This is a genomic window from Streptosporangium sp. NPDC023963, from assembly GCF_040639135.1.
Classification (GTDB): Bacteria; Actinomycetota; Actinomycetes; order Streptosporangiales; family Streptosporangiaceae; genus Streptosporangium.
Map to the genome: position 1 here is coordinate 196780 of NZ_JBEZZK010000005.1, position 21680 is coordinate 218459.

Here is a 21680-nt window from a genome sequence, read left to right on the forward strand (position 1 = left end):
CTGTCCACGGAGCCGTTCCCTGAGCTGTCCACAGAGCTGTCCACGGAGCCGTTCCCTGAGCTGTCCACAGAGCTGTCCACGGAGCCGTTCCCGGAGCTGTCCACGGCGCCGGTGGGTCGTCCTTTCCGAGCCTTCCGATAAGCCCGCCCGGCGATGCGGAGCCCTTCCCGAGGTGCCGGTCGTCGTTCGTGGAGCCGCGCATCCCCTCGCGCCCGCGGCCCGGCCACGGGCCTGCCCGGCGCCGGGTCGCGAGGTTGCGGCCCTTTCCCGTTCAGGAGATGGGCGGCGTTACACCCGCTGGGTAGATCCTTTGTCCGTTCTCTGACTCCTCCGTTACGCTCCGCGCTAGCCTCGGCACGTTCCGTATCCGTCGGGTAAGGATTCGTGCCTGTGTCTGATAGTCCGTCACCTGCTCGGGTGGTATTCCTGGGCGGCCTCGGCCGTAGCGGGACCACGCTGCTCGAGCGCCTGCTGGGGGAGGTTCCCGGCATCGCGCCGCTCGGCGAGGTCGTCCACCTCTGGGCCAGGAGCGCGCTCGCGGACGAGTCCTGCGGATGCGGCGAGCCCTTCGGGTCGTGCCCCTTCTGGGAGAAGGTCGGCGAGCGCGCGTTCGGCGGCTGGTCCGAGGGCCTGGCGCACCGGATGATCGCGCTCAGGTCCCGCGTCGACCGCACCCGGCGCATCCCGACCCTGGCCAGGCTGCTGGCCGAGGAGCAGGCTGGCACCGGCAGGTGGCCGACGCCCGGCACCGCCGAGCTGGACGAGTACGCCGCGGTCCACCGTGACCTGTACAACGCGGCGGGCGAGGTCGCCGACTGCCCGGTCGTGATCGACTCCAGCAAGCACGCCTCGCTGGCCTTCTGCCTCGCGGCGGCCGGGGTCGACGTCCAGGTCGTCCACGTGGTCCGCGACCCCCGCGCGGTCGCGCACTCCTGGCGCAGGAGGGTCGCGCGTCCCGAGGACGGGCGCCCGATGACCCACTGGTCGCCCTCCCGCACCTCGCTGCACTGGCTGAGCGAGAATCTCAGCCTCGAACTCCTCGCCCGCAGGGGCGTACCGGTCACCCGGATCCGCTACGAGGACCTGCTCGACGCCCCCGCCGACACGCTCAGGCGCGTGGTGGCCAGGATCGGCCTCCCGTGCCGCCTCGACTTCCTCTCGGGCCGCTGGGCGGAGCTCTCGACGGCGCACACGGCCTCGGGCAACCCCGTGCGCTTCACGGTCGGCCGCACGGAGCTGACCAGGGACGACAGCTGGCGTGCCGTCGCGTCGTCCCGGCAGTCGCGCCTGGTCACCGCGCTGACCTGGCCCCTCATGATCAAGTATGGCTATCACGGGAGACTTGTGTGAACACATCGGTGGGTGTCGTCATCCCCACCCGGGGACACCGGCCTGACCAGCTGCGCGCGGCCACGCTCGCCGTGCTCGGCCAGGACCACCCCGGCCCCGTCGAGGTCGTCGTCGTCGTGGACGGGGGTGATCCGGCCTCGGTCGCCGACCAGGTGGCCGACCTCCTGGCCAGCCGGGCACTGGCGCCCGGCCGGCGCGAGGCGCCCCCGCGCGGCGTGCGGGTGATGGCCAACCGGCTCACCCCGGGCCTGCCCGGTGCCCGCAACACCGGCATCGCGGCGCTCGGCACCGACATGGTCGCCTTCTGCGACGACGACGACCAGTGGCTGCCCGGCAAGATCGAGGCCCAGGTCGCCGCCCTGGAGGCGGAGCCGGACGCGCGCTTCTGCAGCTGCGCCATCGAGGTCGAGTACGGCTCGCGCCGCATCCCCCGGCTGGCCGGGACCAGCCGCGTCACCTACCGCCACCTGGTGCGCTCGCGGATGGTGATGGTGCACTCCTCGACCTTCCTGTTCCGGCGCGGCGGGCTCTGGGTGGACGAGAGCGCCCCCAAGGGCCAGAACGAGGACTGGGACCTGGCGCTGCGCGCCGCCGCCCAACACCCCATCGTGCACGTCGACCGGCCCCTGGTCCGGGTGCGCTGGGGTGGCTCCTCGTACGCGGCCCGTTGGGCCGACCGGATCGCCGGGCTGCAGTGGATGCTCGCCCGGCACCCTGATCTGGCCGTGGATCCGCGCGGCGCGGCGCGGGTCTACGGTCAGCTCGCCTTCCACCACGCGGCCCTCGGCCAGCGGCGGGAGGCGGGCCGCTGGGCCTGGCGGGCGTTCACCGCCCGCCACGGCGAGCCCCGCGCGCCCATCGCGCTCGCGGTGGCGGCGGGCCTGGTCCCCGCGAGGATCATGCTCAGTGTCCTGAACCACCGAGGGCACGGCATCTGATGGCGCCCATCACCGAGCAGCCGCGGATGACCCTCCGCCACGGTGCCTGGATGGTGTCGTCCACGACGGACCAGGCCGTCGAGCGCCCGCCGGTGCCCGCGCGCCACGGCCCGCCGGTCGCCTCGCTCCTGGCGGGACAGGCCGTCGAGCGCCCGACGGTGTTCCCCCGCCACGGTCCGATGCTCGCTCACGGCCTGGTGCTCGTTCCGTCCGCGGCGGGGCAGGCCGTCGAGCGCCCGCGCGCGACCGTCCGCTACGGTCTGCCGGTCCTTCCTCCCGCGCCGGGCCGGGCCGTCGAGCCTCCGCCGGTGGTCACGCGCCACGACTCGCCGGTCATGTCGTCCGTGGTGAGGCGGGCCGCGGTCCCGGTCACCCGTGACGCCGTGACGCCTATCCCACCCCTCACCGACCACCGGTCCGCGACCACCGGTGGCGATCCGGTGCCCGGCCTGCCCGCCGTCGCAGGGCGGGCCGGAACGCCGATCGCCAGGCGGGGGGCGACCCCGGGCGTCCCTCGCCGGAGGCCCCGGCCCGACAAGGCCACCCGCAGGCGTCTGCGCAGGCGCGTGCACGTGGCGGGGGTCGCGATCGACCCGATGACCGAGAGCGAGGTCGTCGACCACGTGGTCGACGCCCTGAAACGCGGTGAGGGCGGCCACCTCGTCACCCCGAACGTCGACATCAGCCGGACCGTCGCCCGAGACCCCCGGGCCCGCCGGTTCGTCGAACGCGCAGATCTGGCGGTGGCCGACGGCATGCCGCTGGTGTGGGCGGCGCGACTGCTCGGCACCCCTGTCCCCGGCAGGGTCACCGGCGCAGACCTGATCTGGTCCCTGTCGGAGGCCGCCGCCTTCTACCGCCATCCCGTGTACCTGCTGGGCGGTCCCCGGGGCACGGCCGCACAGGCGGCCCGCGAGCTGGTGAACCGCCATCCGAAGCTGATGATCGCCGGGGTCGACGCCCCGCCGTACGGATTCGAGGACGATCCCGAGAGTTACGCCCGGGTGCGCGACGCCGTGATCGCCGCAGCACCCCGGCTGGTCTTCGTCGGGCTCGGCTTCCCCCGGCAGGAGCGGCTCATCGCCTCGCTCCGCCGGGACCTGCCGGGCACCTGGTTCGTCGGCTGCGGTTCGGCGATCGCCTTCGCCGCGGGCACCGTCCGGCGGGCGCCGGCGTGGATGCGCCGTGGCGGCCTGGAGTGGATCTTCCGGCTGACGCGGGAGCCTGGCAGGCTCGCCCGCCGCTACCTGGTCGACGACCTGCCGTACGCGCTCCGGCTCCTCACGGTCTCCCTCGTACGAGGGCTCTTCTCCTGAGATCATGAGTCTCCTGAGATCGTGAGCCGTGAGGTTTTGAAGCGCCGGTGCCGGGGCCTTCGCCGGGCTTCCCGATCGCCATCGCCCTGATCGGCCGTCAGCGTTTCGCGGAGGCCAGCTCCCTGACCCGGAGGGCCTCCTCGGGGCTCAGCCGGGCACCGGCCTCGGCGAGGGCGCGGCGCGAGTCCATCGGCCGGTAGGCCGTGCGGGACAAGCCGCTCCAGGCGAAGCCGCCGGGGCCCGTGCCCGAGGTGGCCGCGCCCGACGCGGCCGCGCCCGCCCTGGCCGTGCACGCGCGGCGGACGCGCTCCTCGGCGCGGGCCGACCAGGTCAGGCCCGCCCACTCGTACAGGCGGCGAAAGCCCGTCAGGGGGTCACGGGCCAGGTCCTCGTAGCGGGCAAGCATGATCCCCGGGTGCCGGTCGGCCAGGTCGGCGGCGGTGATCCCGGCCGCCCGCCACAGGGCCACGGCCTTGGCGACGCGGTCCTGGGAGCCGATCAGCGGGCGCAACGCCTCCAGGTGCCGCTGGTCGCGCACCAGCAACGGCTGTTCGAGCAGCTCGTGGAAGTAGACCGTCCAGCCGAGCCGCTGCCAGCTGCCGACGAACGCCACCGGGTCGCGCAACAGGACGATCACCCGGCAGCCCAGCCGGTCGGCGAACCATCCGGCGGAGAACAGCGCGAACGGGTCGTCCAGCAGCGCCCGGCGCCCGCCCAGTCGCCCCAGCGTGAACGCGGTGCCGTACCGGACCATCCGCGCCAGGTCGTACGGTGACCGGTTGCGGCGCAGTTCCGCCAGGAATCCGTAGCGCAGCGCGACCGTACGGGCGAAGGCGGGCAGCCAGGCCCGCTCGTTGTCCGGGCAGATGTACTGGAAGCGGTGGCCGACCACGGCGTCGAGGACGCCGGGGGAGCGGCCCGGCGGGTGTTCGGGGTTGAGCGGCTCGTTGACGTAGACCAGCTCCCCGCTCGCCGCGAGCATCCTGCCCGTCCAGCTCGTCCCGGTCCTGGGCAGGCCGGTGACCAGCACCGGCGTCACGGCCCCCACCTCCCGTCCAGGTCCTGGGAACGGCCGGGCCGCCTGCGGGCACGGCGTCCGGGGCGGCCGGGCGGCGCGGTCACTGTGTCCGCCGGGGGTTCAGGGCGGTCCGGCTGTGCGTGCCGAAGGGGCGCAGGCCGTACAGGCGGTGGATGCGCCACAGCGGCAGCAGGTTCTTGACCACCGTGCCCCCCGCCCAGCCGAGGGCGGCCCCGAGCGAGCCCGTCGAGGGGATCAGCAGCAGGTCCAGCGTGACCGCCGTCGCGACCGCGGCGACCAGGTTGGCCAGGCTGGACCCGGTGTGCCCGGCTGAGGTCAGCACGACGTCGGCCATCCCGCACGCCGTGGCGAGCATCATCGTGGCGGCCAGCACGAACGCCACCGGCGCGCCACCGGTGTAGCCGTCCCCGAAGACGGCGCCGAGCAGCCAGGGCGCGAGCGCGGCGTACCCCAGCCAGACCGGCCAGGTCAGCAGGACCAGCCAGAGGGTGGCCGACTGGTACAGCTCGCGGGCACGCGGCAGGTCGCCCCCGGCCAGGGCGCGCACCAGCCTCGGCTGCGTGGCCTGCGCCAGTCCCTGGCCGGCCAGCTGACCCACGATCTTGAAACGGGTGGCGGCGGTGTAGACGGCAGCCTCGGCCGGCCCGGCCAGCAGCGCCACGATCACGACGTCCAGCCGCTGGAACACCGCCTGGATCCCGGCCGCCAGCGACCGGGGCCAGGTGTGGCGCCACAGGTCGCGCGCGATACCCGGCGGGCAGGGGGTCCGGGGCGACCGCCGGCGCAGCCAGATCGAGGCCAGCAGCAGCACCGGCAGGTACGGCAGCGCCCACGCCGCGGCGAGCAGCGGCACGGAGTCGCGGCCCGCGAGCACCACCGCCCCGACCAGGAGCAGCTGGGCCACCGGCTGCAGCACCCCGTCCAGCAGCACGGTCGGCCGCATCGAGCCGAACCCGCGGGTCGCGCCCACCGCGACGCCCGAGCACGCCACCGCGGGCAGGGCCACCGCCAGCACCCGCAGCACCGGGTCGGAGGTGGTGAGGATGACCGTCGCGCCGGCCGCCAGCGAGAGCGAGGCGACCGGGACGAGCGCGGCGCGGACGTAGCCGGAGGCGCAGCGATGACCGGAGGACCTGGACCTGGCGATGAAGTAGACGAGCCCGTTCCCGGCGTCCAGCCGCAGGACCGCGGCGACCATCAGGCACAGGGCGGTTCCGGAGAAGAAGAGACCGGCCGTCTCCTGCCCCACCCCCCTGGTGACCAGCACGACCGTCAGGAACTGCGCGGCGGCCCCCGCCCCCGCTCCCGCCAGCCCCGCCGCCCCGCCCCGCGCGGCCCCCCTCAAGCCCGCCAGGCCCGCCAGGCGGGTGGGGGTCAGCGGCGCCACGACGGCTCCGCGCCCAGCCACGGGGTCAGCAGGGTGTCCTGCTCCGCGAAGTGGGCCCTCAGCTCGCGGCGGAGTTTGCGGGACATGGGACCGGGCCTGGTCCGGGTGTTGTGCCGCTCGAACACCGGGTCGCCGAGGTGCGGCAGCCCGAGGAACGCCAGCACGCGGTCGTAGACGAGGTCGGGTTCGGCGAAGAACCGGCCGCTGTCGAGGACGAGCAGCCGGTCGCGGCCGACCAGCGGTTCCAGCCGGGCGAGCTGCTCGGCATAACGGCCCCTGGCGAGGTAGGCGTGGTGGCGGTGGGCCAGGTTCGTCGAGTGCGGCGAGGCGATCAGGGCCTCCTCCGCCCCGGCCAGCCGTTCCTCCTCCAGCCGTACGGCCCTGGCGAAGGACCGCTCCGTCTCGAAGCCCCTGGCCAGCTCGTGGGCGTGCGCGGAGAAGGCCCGTTCGACGGGGTCGCGGACCAGCACGATCAGTTTCGCGCCCGGCAGGTCGCGGGCGATCCTGGGACCGGCCAGCGGGTGGAACAGGTAGTAGGGCGACGACTCGAACGCCTGGGGCCGGCAGCCGTACCTGCGGGCCGGCCAGGAGGCCGACGCCCGCAGCGGAAAGTGCGCCCGGTACCAGGACAGGCCCCGGTCGTACGCCGTGTCGAAGTAGTGCACGCCCTTGCGCAGGACGGGTTTCAGGACGAGCGGGTGCTGGGACAGGACGCGGTACAGGGAGGTGGTGCCGCAGCGCTGCGCCCCGATGATGAGGAAGGAGGGCAGCACTCGGCTTCCCGAGGTGAGGCGCCCTATGGCCCCCGACGCCGCGTGGATCGAACGCTTCAACGCGGGCTTCACAGCAGGGTCTCCTGGGAGTCGGCGAGGGGGGTGAGCCAGAGCTCCGGCGGTCCCAGGGGCGCGTGGCCGTCGGCCGCGTGGCGGTCGGCGAGGGCGATCAGGTAGCGGAGCGCGGTCAGCCGGGACTCTGCGGCCGACAGCCCGAACGGCGCCAGGATCCGCAGGGCCCGCGCCACGCAGGCCCTGGCCGCTGTGGCGGGGTCGTCGCGGCGCAGCGCCCGCTGGAAGAAGTGGTGGACGGCGTCGAAGCCCAGCGGAACCCCGGTGCCGAACCGCTCCCAGTCCCAGACCAGCAGCCGCCCGTCGGGCCCGCGCGAGATGTTCCACGGCGTCAGGTCACCGTGCCAGGAGAACAACCGCTCTTCGGACGGCTCTTCGGGACCTCGGTTCGTGAGGGCGTCTCCGGGAGGCGAACCGGCTGGAGCCGGGTTTCCGGAGGCCTGCCTGGGGCCGGCGGCGTTTCCGAGGGCCCGGTCGGCACGGGCGCCTCCGGGAAGCGGGTCTCCCGGAGCCGGGTTTTCCCGGCCCGGGAGAGGGAGACCTTGTTCGGGGAGACTTCGGCCAGGGAGATCCCGTTCCGGGAGACCTCGGCCCGGGTTTCCTTCGGCAGGGCCGCCGAGGGGAGCGCGCTCCGGGACATGGCCCCCGGGAATGCGGGCGATCTCGGCGATCGCGTCGGTGAGGACGTCGCCGGGTATCCGCCCCCGCCGTACCGGAAGCGGCGTCAGCGCCAGCACGGACAGGCCGCGCCAGGATCCGTGGTGCAGCACGGCGGGCGGGACGACGGTCTTCAGCGGCACCCCGGCGAGCAGGCCGAGCGTCCGCGCCTCGTGGGCGACGAGCTCCCGGGTCAGGTCGGTGTCGCCGATCTTCACGAAGGCGATCGGCCCGTCGGCGGTGCGCGCCTCCAGGATCGGCTTGCGGTTGGCCCGCCGGGCCGGCCGCACGCGCAGCGTGACGCGGACGGGAGTGCCGAACACCTCGCTCAGGTGGCTCTCGATGCCGTCCCGCCCCGACGGCACGGTGACCCTCCCGCCGGGGTGCCACCACGCGCGGGGGACCAGCCTGCGGGGGAGCAGGCGGTGCGGGAGCAGGGTGTACGGGATCGGGTCGCCGGGGCCGGGGAACAGCAGGTCGAGAGTCTGGTCCAGGTAGCGCAGACGGGCGCGGGCGTCGTTCATGCGGCCGTGCTCGCCATCGAGTTCCTCCAGAGCAGCGCGAACGAGACGAGGTACAGGCTGAGCGGGGTGACCAGCCCGTCGTAGACGAACATGTAGAGGAGGGTGAGGATCATCACGAGGACCCCGGCCAGGCCGATCGGGCTCCGGTCACGCCAGTGTCGGCGGACGGCCCCCGCGAAGAACGCCACGTAGAGCGCGGCCCCCGTGAAACCCTGCGTGATCATCAGGTGCCAGAGCTGGCCGTCCCCGCCCAGCGGCGGGTGGCCGCAGGTGGGGCACCACCCGCTCTTGCCGGTGGTGATCGTCCGGTGGTTGCCCGTGGCGTTGCGGGTGTTGCCGTACCCGACGAGCGGCGCGGTGCCCGCGGCGGCGAGGGTCGCCGAGACGGTGAAGGCGCGGATGTCGTTGCTGTGCGGGCTGTCGAGCCGCTGGGCCACCATCGCCTGCAGCGGGCTGAGGGCGAACACCAGCGCCCCGGCGGTCAGGGCCGCGCAGGTCGCGACGCGGACCCGTGTGCCCAGGCGGAGCAGGACGTACGCGGCGGCGACCCCGAGCCCGATCCACAGGCCGCGGTTGAGCGAGTAGACGACGGGGATCGCGGCCAGCGCGACCAGCGGCACCACCGCCAGGCGCCTGCGCGGCCCGCCGTACACCCACCAGCCGACCACGAACCAGACGAGCAGCACCGAGAGGTTGCCACCCCAGGCGTTGGCCCACTCGAACGGCGCCTCGGGGCGCGGCGAGGCGTGGCCGAGGACCCTCTGCATCTGGGCGGCGGTGGGGTGGATCAGGTTGTGGACGAAGGGGTTGCCGCTGATCCAGCCGGGGAGGAGCATCTCGACCGGCGAGGTGAACTCGGCGCGCGGGGCGAGCACGCCCAGCAGGCCGCCCGCGACGGTCGTGAGGAACAGCGCGCCGAGCATCCGCACCAGGGTGAGCTGCGGGAGCTCCTCCTCCGTCAGGTTTCCCAGATAGAGCACCATGATCAACAGTGAGACGTAGAGGCACAGGCGCATCAGGTAGCCGATCAACCGTCCGGCGCCGAACTCGCCGTAGGTGCCGGGCGGCATCTCGCCGAGCATGAGCGCGCTGATCAGGTAACCCGCCAGGAGCAGCAGCCAGAGGCCGAAGCCGCGCGGCGCCCTGACCGGCCGTCTCCGCCACAGGACCAGCGCCATCGCCGGGGCCACCACGATCACCGACAGGCCCCCGAAGCCGAGCGCCCACCAGACCGGGTATCCCACCAGGAGCGCGGCGATCGGCCAGGCGGCCGGACGCGGTCCTCTCACGACCTGCGCCCCCTCCGCCCGCCTGCGGCCTGCCGGACGGGTGGAACGTTCCCGTACGCCCGGGACGCGAGCAGCGCCTCCGACGCCTCGGCTGATCCGTGCGCCCCGTGCGCCCCGCTCGCCCCGTGTGCTCCGTCGCCGCTCGCGCCGCTCGCGCCGCTCGTCCCGGTCACCCCGGTCCCGCTGATCCCGTGCGCTCCCGGGCGGGCGGGTGCCTCCGGCTTCTCGCCGGGCGGCTCGGGGATGGCCACGCCGCCCGGCACGCCGCCCGGCACGCCGTTCGCCACGCCGTTCGCCACGCCGCCCGGCACGCCGCTCGCCAGGCCGGCGAGAGGTCGCCCCGCCCTCCTCGGGAGGCTCTCGCGCTCTCGCGTCCCGCCGGACCGCGGCGGGGGCGAGGCGTGCGGGATGTGCGGAGCCTGTGAGACGTGCGGAGCCTGTGAGACGTGCGGGAGCTGCGAGCCGAGCGGGGCCTGCGGGAGGTGGGGAGCCCGCGGTGCCTGCGAGACGCCCGGAACCCGCGCGGGGGGAGACGCGGGGAACGGCGGGGCCTCGTCGCCGATGACGAACGCGCCGACCACGGGAACCCCGCGTTCGTTCAGGGCCCGTACGGCGTCCTTCACCTCGCGCGAGGAGGTGCCGGGTACGGCGACCACGAGCACCGCGCCCGCCAGGTCGGGCGTCTCCCCGCTGTTGACGGCGTCGAGGCCGGTCAGGCGCCTGACGTCGGCGGCGGTTCGCAGGGCGGTGTCGAGGCGCTCGCGGAGCCAGGCGACCCCGACCCCGCACAGCAGTCCCGCCATGAGGCCGCTGCCCAGGTAGAGGGGCGGTCGGGGAGCGGTGGGCCCGGCCGGTGCCACCGCCTGGCTGATCACGGAGCCGGGGGTGACGGCGACGGTCTTGAGGGCGTCGTACCTGGCGGTGAGGCTGTGAGCCTGGCGGGCGAGGACGTTCTGCCGCTGGAGGGCCAGGGCCCGCTCGGTGGTCCCCCTGCCGAGGCCGGGAAGCTCGGTGGCGACCTTGGTGAGACCCGCGTTGGTCTGCCGCAGCTTGAGCAGCACGGCCTTGAGCTGAGCCGAGAGCATCTGGGTGGAGGACTCGCGGCGCTGGGCCAGGTAGGCGAGGGCGTAGGCGTTCGCGCCCGAGGCCGCGGCCTTCGGATCGGCGGCGCTGCAGGAGATCTCCAGAACCGAGGTGTTTGGCGGCACCGAGACCTCCGCGGCACAGGGAAGGCCGCCGAACAGCCGGCGGGCCTTCGCCGCGACCACCGCGGAGCGGGCCACCTGGGCCTCGGTGTCGAGGTTGAGCGGTTCGCGCTGGCGGGCGGTGACCTGGTTGGTCTGCTCCTGCGAGCCGGTCGCGGTCACCAGGACCTGCCCGGAGGCGGTGTAGGAGGCCGGGGTGAGCCACAGCAGGGCGAGGCCACAACCGGTTCCGGCGAGGAACAGGGAGAGGACGATCGGCCACCGGCGGCGGAGAAGCGACGCGTAGTCCGCCAGATCCTCGCCTCCGCGGCGGACGGGAGCGTCCGGTGACGGGCTCATATGTCGCTGGTGCCTCTCCGGCGAACAGACGCTGGGAACCCTAGGAACTATAGGTCGGGTTTCCATTTCCCCGAACCGATACACAAGATTTTCTTCGCGTTGCTCCTGCTAATCACAGGGAGATAACAGCCGTTTATCCGATATTTCCTGTCGTCCGCCCGGGGGCTACGGCACGGACCGGCAAAGTCAGGGACGAGGCACGTCCGGGCGATGGGAAGGTGTTCCCCCGTGATGGTCGAGGACCGTCCATGAATGCGTACGCGCGACATCTGTGAGGAACCGGTGCATCAGACAAATGCCGCTATAGAGGTAATTCCGCGAGTAGTAAGAATCGCCGGTTCCGGCCTCGTCCTGGCGCTGGGGCTGGGTACCCTCGCGCTGGGGATCGCGGGGCTGAGCGGGGGCGGCCGGGCCTCGAACGCCGCGGGCGCGGGGAAGGCCCCGGACGCGCCGGGAGCCGCAGGCGCGCCGGACCCGTCCGCCGGGCCGTCCCGGGCGGCCTGCGAGGTTAGCGGCAAGCTCGTCCCCTCCTGCGGCGCCTGGTGGGGCATCGCGCCGGAGATCTTCACGGGGAGGCCTCCCGGACGGGCCCTGGAGAGGGCGGAGAGGCGCATGGGCCGGCCGGCCGACATCATGCACGTCTACCACCGGGGCGACGAGCTCTTCCCGACGCCCGCGGAGCGCGCGATCGCCCGCGACCCGGACGGCCGCAGGCTCCTGCTGGTCAACTGGAAGCCGTCCCTCGACCACACCTGGGAGCAGATCGCCCACGGGGCGCTGGACGCGCGGATCGACCGGCTGGCCGCCCACATCGTGAGGACCTTCCCCGAGAAGTTCTTCCTCACCGTCCACCACGAGCCGGAGGACGACGTGCGGGAGGCCCGCGGCAAGGGGATGACTGCGGCCGACTACGCCGCGATGTTCCGGCACGTGGTGACGCGCCTGCGGCACGGGGGCGTGACCAACGCGGTCACGGTGATGACCTACATGGGCGCGCCCAACTGGGCGTCCGAACCCTGGTTCGAGAAGCTCCACCCCGGTGACGACGTGGTCGACTGGGTGGCGATGGACCCCTACGTCGACCACCGGGTCCACAGCTTCGACGGGCTGGTCAACAAGACCCGTCCGGAGTTCCCCCGGTGGCACGGGTTCTACCGGTGGATGCGGGAACGCTTCCCCGACAAGCCCGTCATGCTCGCCGAATGGGGCGTCTTCGAGCGTCACGACAGGCCCGGGTTCAAGGAGTCGTTCTTCGCCTCGGTGCGCCGGGAGATCGGCGACTATCCGCAGATCAAGGCCATGATCTACTTCGACTCGCCGCGCGCCCCCCGGGGCGACACCCGGTTCGACACCACGCCCGGCGGCCGGAGGGCCTTCGGTGAGCTCGCCCGCGACGCGCGCCTCAACGCCGCCGTCCCCGCCGGCTGACCCCCGCCGCACCCCGCCGGTCCCTCGCCGCACCGCCGGCCACGGCCGCCGGGCCCTGCCGCGGGCGCGGATCCGGGCCCCTCGCACGGCGGCGAGGGACCGGCGAGCGGCAGGGGACCGGCAGGGGACCGGCGGGGACCGGCAGGGCGTCGACGCCGTGCGGGACGGCCCGGACCACCGGGCCCGGACCGCCGGATCCTGGCCGTCGGGCTCAGGTCACCGGATCCAGCCGCCCTGGATCAGCGGGTCGAGCACCTGGTGCACCGCCCGGTCCACGCTGATGCCGGTGGTGTCGATCTCCAGGTCGGCGTCGTCCGGCTCCTCGTACGGGTCGGAGATGCCGGTGAACCCGGGGATGAGCCCCGCGCGGGCCTTGGCGTAGAGCCCCTTGCGGTCGCGGCGCTCGCACTCCTCCAGGGGGGTGGACACGTGGACCAGCAGGAAGTCGGCGCCGACGGCCTCGACCATCTCCCGCACCTCCTCGCGGGTGGCCGCGTAGGGCGCGATGGGCGCGCAGATCGCCAGCCCGCCGTGTCTGGCGGCCTCGGCGGCGACGAAGCCGATGCGGCGGATGTTGAGGTCGCGGTCCTCCTTGGAGAAGGTCAGCCCCGCCGACAGCAGGTGGCGGACCACGTCGCCGTCGAGGTAGGTCACCGTGCGGCTGCCGCGTTCCAGCAGCGCGTCGCGCAGCCCCCGGGCGACGGTCGACTTGCCGGAGCCGGACAGGCCGGTGAAGAAGACCACCAGCCCGCGGCGGTGCGGGGGGCCGGGGAGCGTCACGGGCTCGGGGCCCGCCAGGTGCTCGGTCGCGCCGTAGGCCTCGGCCACCCGCTCGCGCAGCTCCAGGTCGATGGCGGGCTCCCTGGGCGCCAGCGGCACCACCGCCACGAGCGTGTCCTCGGGCAGCCCGTCGCGCGCCTTGAGCGCGGCGCGGACCACCGCGGGCCCGCCCTCGCCGTACGCCAGGGGGAGCAGCAGGATCGACGCCTCCAGCTCCTGCGCGGTCGCGATGATCTCGCCGAGGTCGCCCAGCGGCCCGCGCATGGTGACGGCCAGGACCGACTCCCGCCCGCCCAGCTCCTCGCGGACCCGCGCCGGGGTACGGCGCAGCCGGGCGAACGGCCCGTGCTCGGGGGCGTCCAGGGGCTCGACGGGGCCGGCGACGAAGCCGTTCTCGCGCCCGGTGACGGTCAGCACGGCGAGCGCCGCGCCCTCGGGGTCGCGCAGGGTGATCCGGTCGCCGGGGGAGGCCGGGTGGTCGTCCGGCAGGGTGAGGGTGACCGGCGCGGGCCACGGGGTGCCGTCGGCGAGCGTGCCGCGCTCGTCCACGGCGTGCGCGTCCGCCGAGCTCAGGAAGCCCGCCAGCGGTCTGAAGGCGCCGGAGAGCAGCAGCTCGAGGTCGGCCAGCTCGCGGGCGTCGGGGGTCCACTCGAAAGGCGCCGTCATCTGCTCCACCATCGTGATCGTCGGACTTTCCTGCCTCGCCCGCTCACGATGGGCCCCTGTCCGGCGAGCCTGGGATCCACCGGTCCGGTGAATCCCGGGCGCCCCGGCCCGGTGGATCTCAGATCAACCGGGCGAAATGGCTCTGGGGCTTGCGGATCACCATGGTTATCTCGTCGTGAGACGCGGGCCGGCTTCCCCTGGAGAGGGCCTCCACCACCGAGCAGGCGGCGCGGGCAAGCTTACCGAGAGGCCCGCGGAGCGCGGACCCGCTGCTGGCGGAGATGTCCTCGGTCACCATCAGCCCGCGCACCAGGCAGAAGGAGTGCATCCCCTCGCGCGAGGCGATCTGCTCGTAGACGGCGGGCAGCGGGCCCACGGTCCCGGCGGGGGCGAACCTGCGCCACACCGCCCGCCGCAGCCTCGCCGGCGCCAGCCGGTCGCACGCCCCGTACGCCGAGGCCCGGTCGCGCATCCTGACCAGCAGCAGCCCGCCGGGGCGCAGACCGGTCAGCAACCGGTCGAGCACCAGCTCGGAGTGCTCGATCCGCTCCAGCAGGAACGACACGTAGACGATGTCGAACGCCCGCGGGGGCACCGGCACCGAGCGCAGGTCGCCCAGCGCCCAGGAGTCCAGGTCCTTGCGGGCGGACGTGCTCCTGCGCAACACGGGCAGGTCCTCGTCGATCCCGATGACCCTGGACTCCGTCTGCGCCAGGTCGAGCGGTTCCGGCCATCCGCACCCGGCGATCAGGATGTCGAGCCGCCGGCCGAGCTGGCTGCTCCACTGCTCCCTGATCCGCTGACTCAACAAGTCGTCGCGAGCGACGACCGACCTCACCTCTGACATGTAACCGAGAGTAGTCAACTCAGCACGATTCGTCGCGCATTTACCACTCTTTGCGAGAGCGGGTGCCCGGGCAAGTAGCCTTGAGCAGGTACCCCCCGTGTCTTCCCGGCCCGGGGTTGTCGTGTTGCCGTCGTGGGGCTGTGGGCGAATCTGATGAGTCTTTCCGGACTTCTGGACCTTGTCGCCGGGGAGCCTGAGCTGGCTTCCCTTCTTCAGGACGTGCGCGGGGGCGACTCGTCCGACGTGTCGCTGGTCGCGCCGCCGGCGCTGCGCCCCTTCGCGGTGGCCGCGCTGGCCAGGGAGGGGGCCAAGGGGGCGGCCAGGACCGTTCTCGCGGTGACCGCCACCGGGCGCGAGGCCGAGGATCTCGCCTCGGCCCTCACCAGCCTCCTGGACGAGAGCACCGTCGCGGTCTTCCCCGCCTGGGAGACGCTCCCGCACGAGCGCCTGTCGCCGCGCAGCGACACCGTGGGGCAGCGGCTGGCGGTGCTGCGCAGGCTGGCGCACCCGGTCGAGGGCGACCACTCGGCGGGGCCGCTGCACGTGGTCGTCGCGCCGGTCAGGGCGCTGCTCCAGCCGATCGTCCAGGGTCTGGGCGACCTGCGGCCGGTGCGGCTGCGCGCCGGGGACGACGCCGATCTCGACACCGTCGTCCACAGCCTCGTGGAGAACGGCTACCACCGGGTCGACATGGTGGAGAAGCGCGGCGAGGTCGCGGTCAGGGGCGGCCTGCTGGACGTCTTCCCGCCCACGGAGGAGCACCCGCTGCGGCTGGAGTTCTGGGGCGACACCGTCGAGGAGATCCGCTGGTTCAAGGTCGCCGACCAGCGTTCGCTGGAGGTGTCCGAGGACGGGCTGTTCGCCGCCCCCTGCCGGGAGCTGCTGCTGACCGCCGACGTCAGGGAGCGGGCGAGGGAGCTCGCCGAGGCGCACCCCTCGCTGGCCGAGATCCTGGAGCAACTGGCCGAGGGTGTGCCGATGGAGGGCATGGAGGCGTTCGCGCCGGTGCTCGCCGGGGAGATGGACCTGCTCATCGACCACCTGCCGGGACAGGCGGCGATCTTCGTGTGCGACCCGGAGCGCATCCGGGGGCGCGCCGACGAGCTGGTGCGGACCAGCCAGGAGTTCCTGGAGGCGTCCTGGATCAACGCGGCGTCCGGCGGCGAGGCGCCGATCGACCTGGGCGCGGCGGCGTTCCGCGACCTGGAGGAGGTCCGTGACCACGCGCGGGGACTCGGCCAGCCCTGGTGGTCGCTCGCACCGTTCGGCGCCGGCACCGACGACGCCGAGCCGGGCGGCGGGCAGGCGCTGGGAGCGCGCGAGGTGGAGTCCTACCGGGGCGACACCCAGCGGGCGCTGGCGGACATCAAGGGCTGGCTCGACTCCGACCGGGTCGTCGTCCTGCTGAGCGAGGGCCACGGCCCCGCCGAGCGCATGGTCGAGCTGCTCAAGGGCGTCGACCTGCCCGCGCGCCTGGAGCCGGGCCTCGACGCCGTGCCCGACAGGAAGGTCGTCCACGTCACCACGGGCCTGGTCGAGCACGGGTTCGTGACCCCGACGCTGGCCGTGCTGACCCACCTCGACCTGGTCGGCCAGAAGGCGTCGACCAAGGACATGCGGCGGCTGCCCTCCCGGCGCCGCAACATGGTCGACCCGCTCCAGCTCAAGGTCGGCGACCACGTCGTGCACGAGCAGCACGGCGTGGGCCGCTACGTCGAGATGGTGCAGCGGACCGTGCAGGGCGCCACCCGCGAGTACCTGGTGATCGAGTACGCCAAGGGCGACCGGCTCTACGTGCCGACCGACCAGCTCGACGAGGTCACCCGCTACGTCGGCGGCGAGTCGCCCACCCTCAACCGGATGGGCGGCGCCGACTGGGCCAAGGCCAAGACCAAGGCCAAGAAGGCGGTCAAGGAGATCGCCGGGGAGCTGATCCGCCTGTACTCCGCCCGGATGGCCTCGCCGGGACACGCCTTCGCGCCCGACAGCCCCTGGCAGCGGGAGATGGAGGACGCCTTCCCGTACGCCGAGACGGGCGACCAGCTGGAGGCCATCGACGAGGTCAAGCGCGACATGGAGCGCCCGATCCCGATGGACCGGCTGATCTGCGGCGACGTGGGCTACGGCAAGACGGAGATCGCGGTGCGGGCGGCGTTCAAGGCGGTGCAGGACGGCAAGCAGGTGGCCGTCCTGGTGCCGACCACGCTGCTGGTGCAGCAGCACATGTCGACCTTCGCCGAGCGGTTCTCCGGGTTCCCGCTGAACGTGCGGCCGCTGTCGCGGTTCCAGAGCGACGGCGAGGTCAAGGCGACCATGGAGGGCCTGCGCGAGGGCTCGGTCGACATCGTGATCGGCACGCACCGGCTGTTCTCGCCCGAGGTCAGGTTCAAGCAGCTCGGCCTGATCATCATCGACGAGGAGCAGCGGTTCGGCGTCGAGCACAAGGAGGCCATGAAGCACCTGCGCACCCAGGTCGACGTGCTGGCCATGTCGGCCACCCCGATCCCCCGCACGCTGGAGATGGGCCTCACCGGCATCAGGGAGATGTCCACGATCCTCACCCCGCCGGAGGAGCGGCACCCGATCCTCACCTTCGTCGGCCCGTACGACGAGAAGCAGATCGGCGCCGCGATCCGGCGCGAGCTGATGCGCGACGGCCAGGTCTTCTTCGTCCACAACCGGGTGGCCAGCATCAACAAGGTCTCCGCGATGCTGCGCGAGCTCGTGCCCGAGGCGAGGATCGCCGTCGCGCACGGCCAGATGCAGGAGCACCAGCTGGAGAAGATCATGGTGGGCTTCTGGGAGCGGGACTTCGACGTGCTCGTCTGCACCACGATCGTCGAGTCCGGCCTGGACGTGCCCAACGCCAACACCCTGATCGTCGACCGGGCCGACAACTACGGCCTGTCGCAGCTCCACCAGCTGCGCGGCCGGGTCGGCCGGGGCCGCGAGCGCGGCTACGCCTACTTCCTGTACCCGCCGGAGAAGCCGCTCACCGAGACCGCCCACGAGCGCCTGGCCACCATCTCCCAGCACACCGAGATGGGCGCGGGCATGTACGTCGCGATGAAGGACCTGGAGATCCGCGGCGCGGGCAACATCCTGGGCGCCGAGCAGTCGGGCTTCATCGCGGGCGTCGGCTTCGACCTGTACGTCCGGATGATGGCCGAGGCCGTGCAGGAGCAGAAGGCGAAGCTGGCGGGCACCTACCAGGAGGACGAGCGGCCCGACGTCAAGGTCGAGCTGCCGATCAACGCCCACATCCCGCACGACTACGTCACCTCCGAGCGATTGCGGCTGGAGGCGTACAAGCGGATCGCCGGGATCGGCTCCGACTCCGACATCGGCGCGGTGCGCGACGAGCTCGTCGACCGGTACGGCCGGCCGCCCCAGCAGGTGGAGAACCTGCTGGAGGTCGCCCGCTTCCGCATCCGCGCCCGCCGCGCCGGGCTCACCGACGTCACCCTGCAGGGGCAGAACATCAAGTTCGCGCCGGTGGACCTGAAGGACTCCCAGCAGGTCAGGCTGCAAAGGCTCTACCCGAAGGCGCTGCTGAAGCAGGCGGCCGGTACGTTGCTGGTGCCGGTGCCCAAGACCAGGCCCCTCGGCGGCCAGCCGCTGCGCGATCTGGACCTGCTCAAGTGGTGCGGTGATCTCGTCGAGGCGATGTTCCTCGAAACGGTGCGGGTAGAGTAAGCGGCGTTTGTCGTGAAGGGAACGCATGTGAAGTCGACTCGAATTCGCGTCATCCTGGCGGTCGCCGCCGCCGGTGTCGCGCTGACCGCCTGCTCTCCGAACCAGGCCGGCGCCGCCGCCGTCGTGGGCGGGGAGCGCATCAGCTCCGGTGAGCTGGACAGGAACGTGCGCGAGTACGAGGCGGCACTGGCCAAGGCCAAGGTCACCCCCGCGGACCTCAAGTTCCAGGACAGCGTCCCGCAGCTCGTGCTCTTCCAGCTGGCCAACGCCAAGCAGTTCGCGAAGGTCGCGGAGAGCAAGGGCATGACGGTCACCGAGGGCGAGATCGACCAGCTGGTCGCCGGCCAGGGCGGCATGCAGAAGCTGGAGCAGCAGCTGCTCCAGAACGCGGTGGCCCCCTCGCAGATGCGTCCCTTCATCCGGGCGCAGCTCCTGTTCAGCAAGCTCATCGCCAAGTACGGCGGCGGCACGGACGAGGCCGCCCTGCAGCGCGGCCAGCAGCAGGCGATCAAGGACCTGCAGGCCGTGCCGATCACCTGGAACCCCCGGTACGGCACGCCGAACCAGCAGCGGAGCGAGCAGCAGCCGAGCGTCTTCGTCGACGCCGGCCGTTTCGGCGCCCCCGCCGCCCCCGGCCCCGCCGACGCGCCGCCCGCGCCGCCGCAGCAGTAGCCTCCGGGCATGCCGCTGATCGTCGTCACCACCTCGCCCCGGGTCGCCCCGGGGCTGCTCAGCCGCCGCGCGTGGCGGGTCCTCGAGGAGGGCCCGGTGCGCACCGGGTCCGCCGACCACCCGCACCTGCCCTACCTGGCAGAAGCCGGGGTCGACGTCGAGGTGGTCGTCCCCGACCCGGCCGCGCTGGTCCGCGAGGCCGGGGCGGCGACCGTCGTGTGGCTGGAGGCCGACGAGGCGCTGATGCGCTCCATCGGCTACGCCGCCGTGGCGCTCGACGACCCGCCGGTGATCGAGGTCGTGCCGGGCTCGTACGACCTGCCGGGCGCCCGGCTGCTCGACCTGGTCTCGGTGATGGACCGCCTCCGGGTCGAGTGCCCGTGGGACGCCCGCCAGACCCACGAGTCCCTCGCCCCGTACCTCATCGAGGAGGCCTACGAGGTGCTGGAGACCATCGAGGAGGGCGACCACGCCGCGCTGCGCGAGGAGCTGGGCGACCTGCTGTTGCAGGTGGCCTTCCACGCGCGGGTCGCGAGCGACCGGCCCGACGGGTTCGACGTCGACGACGTGGCCGAGGGGATCGTCGCCAAGCTCGTCCGCCGCCACCCGCACGTCTTCGCCGACACCCGGGTGGAGGGCGCGGGCGAGGTCAGCGCCAACTGGGAGACCATCAAGGCCGCCGAGCGGGCGGCCAAGAACGGCGGCGACCCGGGCTCGGCCGTCGACGGCGTCCCGATGGGCCAGCCCGCTCTCTCCCTCGCCGCGCAGCTCCTGCGCCGCGCCGAGCGCGCCGGAGCCTCCGCGGCCCTCCCCGAGGGGGTTCCCGCCGACGGCCTGGGGGCCAGGCTCTTCGAGCTCGTACGGCAGGCGGGGGAGGCCGGGCTCGACCCGGAGGCCGAGCTGCGCGCGGTGGCCCGCGCCTACCGCGACCAGGTCCGCGCCCAGCCGCTCTGAGGCCGCTCCAGGGCCGCTCCAGGGCCACTCCGGGGCCGCTCCGGGGCCGCCCCTGAGGCTCCTCCGGGGCCGCTCCGGGGCGGGTCCTGCCGGGCCCCGGCGGACGCCGAGGCGAGGCCGGGCGCTCCGCCGATCCTGAGCGGTGCGCGGCCGGGTCGTCTCCCCGCCCCGGCCGGGCGAACCCTGCCGGACTCTTTACGATCACCGTTCGGAAACGTCCCGGCCGCCGTACCGGTAAGTAGGTCTCGGTAGGCTTCTGAGGCAAACTGTCCTGCGACTTTAGGAGCGCTTCGTGGCTTCCATCGAGGGCGTCACCGCCCGAGAGATCCTTGACTCCCGGGGCAACCCGACGGTCGAGGTCGACATCCTCCTGGACGACGGCAGCCAGGGGCGTGCCGCGGTTCCCAGCGGCGCGTCCACCGGCCAGTTCGAGGCCGTCGAGCTGCGCGACGGCGACGAGCGCTACGGCGGCAAGGGCGTCGAGAAGGCCGTTCTCGGCGTGACCGACGAGATCGCCGACGAGATCCTCGGGTTCGACGCCGCCGAGCAGCGCAGCATCGACCAGGTCATGATCGACCTGGACGGCACCCCCAACAAGGCCCGCCTGGGCGCCAACGCGATCCTGGGCGTCTCGCTCGCCGTGGCCAAGGCCGCCGCGGAGAGCGCCGAGCTGCCGCTCTTCCGCTACCTCGGCGGGCCGAACGCGCACGTGCTGCCGGTGCCGATGATGAACATCCTGAACGGCGGCGCGCACGCCGACAGCAACGTCGACATCCAGGAGTTCATGATCGCCCCGATCGGGGCGGAGACGTTCCGCGAGGCCGTGCGGATGGGCACCGAGGTCTACCACGCCCTCAAGTCCGTGCTGAAGGAGAAGGGCTACGCCACCGGCCTCGGCGACGAGGGCGGCTTCGCGCCCAGCCTGCCCTCCAACCGCGACGCGCTCGACCTGATCCTGGTCGCCATCGAGAAGGCCGGGTACGTCGCGGGCGAGGACATCGGGCTCGCCCTCGACGTGGCCGCCTCCGAGTTCCACTCCGACGGCGTCTACACCATCGACGGCAAGGGCCTGTCCGCCGCCGAGCTGATCGCCTTCTACGAGGACCTGGTCGCGAACTACCCGCTGGTCTCCATCGAGGACCCGCTGGACGAGAGCGACTGGGAGGGCTGGAACGCCATCACCCGCGCCCTGGGCGACAAGGTCCAGCTGGTCGGCGACGACCTGTTCGTGACGAACCCGGAGCGCCTGGGCCGCGGCATCGCCGAGGGCACCGCCAACGCGCTGCTGGTCAAGGTCAACCAGATCGGCACCCTGACCGAGACCCTCGACGCCGTGGACCTGGCCCACCGCAGCGGGTACCGCTGCATGATGAGCCACCGTTCCGGCGAGACCGAGGACACCACGATCGCCGACCTCGCCGTGGCCACCAACTGCGGCCAGATCAAGACCGGCGCCCCGGCCCGCTCCGACCGGGTGGCCAAGTACAACCAGTTGCTCCGCATCGAGGAGCTTCTGGACGACGCGGCCCGTTACGCGGGTCGCGCCGCCTTCCCGCGCTTCCGGCGGTAGTTTCGTCTGGCGGCTCGCGCCCGCCCGGGCGCGAGCCGCACCACCGGCCGCACCGTGCACGAGTGCCGGTCTCCCCGCCCCGACCCCGGCGAGGGGGCCCGCGCGCGGGGACCGGAACGAAAGATCGATACCGGATCGACGCGGGGGGATCGGTCCCCGCCGGTGTCGCGTCCACCGC

The 21680-nt window shown here is 73.2% G+C and carries 16 protein-coding genes; 8 read left to right on the forward strand and 8 right to left on the reverse strand.

Features of this window, described 5'->3' with window-relative positions; translation table 11 throughout:
- The first annotated feature begins 417 nt into the window (after positions 1-417).
- Genes AB0F88_RS18570 through AB0F88_RS18580 form a run of 3 tightly spaced genes read left to right on the forward strand, consistent with a single transcriptional unit; the run spans position 418 to position 3604 of the window.
- Positions 418-1350 (forward strand): sulfotransferase, encoded by a 933-nt coding sequence (locus AB0F88_RS18570; RefSeq protein ID WP_362684873.1) that lies wholly within the window; start codon positions 418-420, stop codon positions 1348-1350.
- Positions 1347-2288 carry a glycosyltransferase gene (locus tag AB0F88_RS18575; RefSeq protein WP_362684877.1) on the forward strand — a complete coding sequence of 314 codons (942 nt, stop codon included), beginning with the start codon at positions 1347-1349 and terminating at the stop codon, positions 2286-2288. Before AB0F88_RS18570 ends, AB0F88_RS18575 begins: the two co-directional genes overlap by 4 nt.
- Positions 2288-3604, forward strand: coding sequence for a WecB/TagA/CpsF family glycosyltransferase (locus AB0F88_RS18580; RefSeq protein WP_362684880.1), 1317 nt, complete (start codon positions 2288-2290; stop codon positions 3602-3604). Before AB0F88_RS18575 ends, AB0F88_RS18580 begins: the two co-directional genes overlap by 1 nt.
- Positions 3605-3701: 97 nt before the next feature.
- Here the strand turns inward: AB0F88_RS18580 and AB0F88_RS18585 are convergent, their stop codons facing one another.
- The 6 genes from AB0F88_RS18585 to AB0F88_RS18610 form a co-directional block, all read right to left on the reverse strand.
- Entirely contained in the window at positions 3702-4643 is a 942-nt protein-coding gene (locus tag AB0F88_RS18585) for a sulfotransferase (RefSeq protein ID WP_362684883.1), read from the reverse strand.
- 79 nt (positions 4644-4722) lie between these two features.
- Entirely contained in the window at positions 4723-6030 is a 1308-nt protein-coding gene (locus AB0F88_RS18590; RefSeq protein WP_362684886.1) for a polysaccharide biosynthesis C-terminal domain-containing protein, read from the reverse strand.
- Complete coding sequence (locus tag AB0F88_RS18595; RefSeq protein ID WP_362684889.1) at positions 6018-6875, reverse strand: sulfotransferase; 858 nt, start codon at positions 6873-6875, stop codon at positions 6018-6020. Before AB0F88_RS18595 ends, AB0F88_RS18590 begins: the two co-directional genes overlap by 13 nt.
- Complete coding sequence (locus AB0F88_RS18600) at positions 6872-8056, reverse strand: hypothetical protein (protein ID WP_362684892.1); 1185 nt, start codon at positions 8054-8056, stop codon at positions 6872-6874. Before AB0F88_RS18600 ends, AB0F88_RS18595 begins: the two co-directional genes overlap by 4 nt.
- Complete coding sequence (locus tag AB0F88_RS18605; protein ID WP_362684895.1) at positions 8053-9345, reverse strand: hypothetical protein; 1293 nt, start codon at positions 9343-9345, stop codon at positions 8053-8055. Before AB0F88_RS18605 ends, AB0F88_RS18600 begins: the two co-directional genes overlap by 4 nt.
- A complete protein-coding gene (locus AB0F88_RS18610; RefSeq protein ID WP_362684898.1) occupies positions 9342-10889 on the reverse strand; it encodes a Wzz/FepE/Etk N-terminal domain-containing protein in 1548 nt (515 codons plus the stop codon). Before AB0F88_RS18610 ends, AB0F88_RS18605 begins: the two co-directional genes overlap by 4 nt.
- Positions 10890-11171: 282 nt before the next feature.
- Between AB0F88_RS18610 and AB0F88_RS18615 the strand changes: the two genes are divergently transcribed.
- A complete protein-coding gene (locus tag AB0F88_RS18615; RefSeq protein ID WP_362684901.1) occupies positions 11172-12317 on the forward strand; it encodes a hypothetical protein in 1146 nt (381 codons plus the stop codon).
- Positions 12318-12533: 216 nt separating this feature from the next.
- Here AB0F88_RS18615 and cysC read toward each other — a convergent pair whose 3' ends face one another.
- Positions 12534-13763, reverse strand: coding sequence for an adenylyl-sulfate kinase (gene cysC / locus AB0F88_RS18620; RefSeq protein ID WP_362684904.1), 1230 nt, complete (start codon positions 13761-13763; stop codon positions 12534-12536).
- Between the two features lie 118 nt (positions 13764-13881).
- On the reverse strand, positions 13882-14610 hold the full coding sequence (locus AB0F88_RS18625; protein WP_362684907.1) for a methyltransferase domain-containing protein: 729 nt from the start codon (positions 14608-14610) through the stop codon (positions 13882-13884).
- A gap of 153 nt (positions 14611-14763) precedes the next feature.
- On the opposite strand from AB0F88_RS18625, the gene mfd reads away from it, so the two are divergent.
- From mfd to eno, 4 genes are all read left to right on the forward strand, one after another.
- Positions 14764-18306, forward strand: coding sequence for a transcription-repair coupling factor (mfd, locus tag AB0F88_RS18630; RefSeq protein ID WP_362684910.1), 3543 nt, complete (start codon positions 14764-14766; stop codon positions 18304-18306).
- Positions 18307-18333: 27 nt separating this feature from the next.
- Positions 18334-18978, forward strand: coding sequence for a SurA N-terminal domain-containing protein (locus AB0F88_RS18635; protein ID WP_362684913.1), 645 nt, complete (start codon positions 18334-18336; stop codon positions 18976-18978).
- 9 nt (positions 18979-18987) lie between these two features.
- Positions 18988-19932 carry a MazG family protein gene (locus AB0F88_RS18640; RefSeq protein WP_362684916.1) on the forward strand — a complete coding sequence of 315 codons (945 nt, stop codon included), beginning with the start codon at positions 18988-18990 and terminating at the stop codon, positions 19930-19932.
- 292 nt (positions 19933-20224) lie between these two features.
- A complete protein-coding gene (eno, locus tag AB0F88_RS18645) occupies positions 20225-21502 on the forward strand; it encodes a phosphopyruvate hydratase (RefSeq protein WP_350971782.1) in 1278 nt (425 codons plus the stop codon).
- Positions 21503-21680: the final 178 nt, after the last annotated feature.

What these genes read in the sequence shown, in the direction of transcription:
- AB0F88_RS18580 (WP_362684880.1), top strand. Translation starts at nt 2,288, where the DNA reads ATGGCGCCCATCACCGAGCAGCCGCGGATGACCCTCCGCCACGGTGCC.
- AB0F88_RS18600 (WP_362684892.1), bottom strand. Translation starts at nt 8,056, where the DNA reads ATGAACGACGCCCGCGCCCGTCTGCGCTACCTGGACCAGACTCTCGAC.
- AB0F88_RS18610 (WP_362684898.1), bottom strand. Translation starts at nt 10,889, where the DNA reads ATGAGCCCGTCACCGGACGCTCCCGTCCGCCGCGGAGGCGAGGATCTG.
- cysC (WP_362684904.1), bottom strand. Translation starts at nt 13,763, where the DNA reads ATGACGGCGCCTTTCGAGTGGACCCCCGACGCCCGCGAGCTGGCCGAC.
- AB0F88_RS18625 (WP_362684907.1), bottom strand. Translation starts at nt 14,610, where the DNA reads ATGTCAGAGGTGAGGTCGGTCGTCGCTCGCGACGACTTGTTGAGTCAG.
- mfd (WP_362684910.1), top strand. Translation starts at nt 14,764, where the DNA reads ATGAGTCTTTCCGGACTTCTGGACCTTGTCGCCGGGGAGCCTGAGCTG.
- AB0F88_RS18640 (WP_362684916.1), top strand. Translation starts at nt 18,988, where the DNA reads ATGCCGCTGATCGTCGTCACCACCTCGCCCCGGGTCGCCCCGGGGCTG.